Annotated in this window: 1 protein-coding gene; it reads left to right on the top strand. The window is 76.1% G+C overall.

Annotated elements, in window-relative coordinates; genetic code table 11:
- Nucleotides 1-982: cellulose biosynthesis cyclic di-GMP-binding regulatory protein BcsB (locus HW578_RS26975; RefSeq protein ID WP_198373771.1), on the top strand; the 982-nt coding region annotated here is incomplete at both ends.

Below are 982 nucleotides of genomic sequence, written 5' to 3'. Positions count from 1 at the left end.
CCGCGGCCCCCGCCCCGGCCGACCCGGCGCCGGCCTTCAGCCTGCCGCCGCCGGCGTCACTCGCCTTGACGCCAGACCCGCAGCCGGCACCGGCGGCGGCGCCCACCGCGCGGCGCGTCGTTCGTTCGCTGCGCCAGCTCGGCCTGCCTGGCCCGATGCAGCTGCGCGGCGTCTCGCCCCTGCAGGGCGTGCAGTTCGGCATCCGCGCCGACGAGGTGGTGACCGAGGCCCGGCTGGTCATCTCCGGCGCCGCCTCCCCCGCCCTGGTGGCGGAGGCGAGCCAGCTCACCGTCACGCTCAACGACCAGCTGGTCGGCGCTGTGCGCCCCGACCCGGCGCGCCCGGCCTTCGGGCCCATCGAGATGCCGCTCAGCCCGGATTTCTTCACCGAGATCAACCGGCTGAACTTCGCCTTCGCCGGCCGCTACCCCGCCGCCTGCCAGGACCCGCTGTCGGACCTGCTGTGGATGACCGTGTCCGACGCCTCGGCGCTGCATCTCACGGTGGAACGGCTGGTGCTGCCGCGCGACCTCGCGCGGCTGCCCGAACCCTTCTTCGACCCGCGCGAGCTGCGCGACACGCTGGTGCTGCCCTTCATCCTGCCCGACGCTGCATCGAGCGAGGTGCTGCGCGCCTCCGCCATCGCGGCATCCTGGTTCGCGGTCCAGGCGGAATACCGCGGCGCGCGCTTCCCGGTCTCGGCCACGCTGCCGGCCAGCGGGCATGGCGTGGTGGTGGCCACGCCGCTATCGGTGCCGGCGGGGCTCGTGCTGCCGCCGCTCGCGGGCCCGACCGTGGCTCTTCTGGAGAACCCGAACGACCAGGCCGGCACGCTGCTGCTGATCGCCGGGCGCGACGCCGGCGAGGCGGCCATCGCCGCCACCGGCCTGGCGCTGGCGCCGCAGCTGCTGTCCGGGCAGCTCGCCACCGTGAGCACGCCGCGCGCGCCGCAGCGCCGCCCCTACGAGGCGCCGCGCTGGCT

Origin of the sequence: Roseomonas rosulenta, assembly GCF_016106005.1 — a bacterium.
Taxonomy (GTDB): domain Bacteria; phylum Pseudomonadota; class Alphaproteobacteria; order Acetobacterales; family Acetobacteraceae; genus Neoroseomonas; species Neoroseomonas rosulenta.
This window is presented reverse-complemented; position numbering and strand designations above follow the sequence as displayed.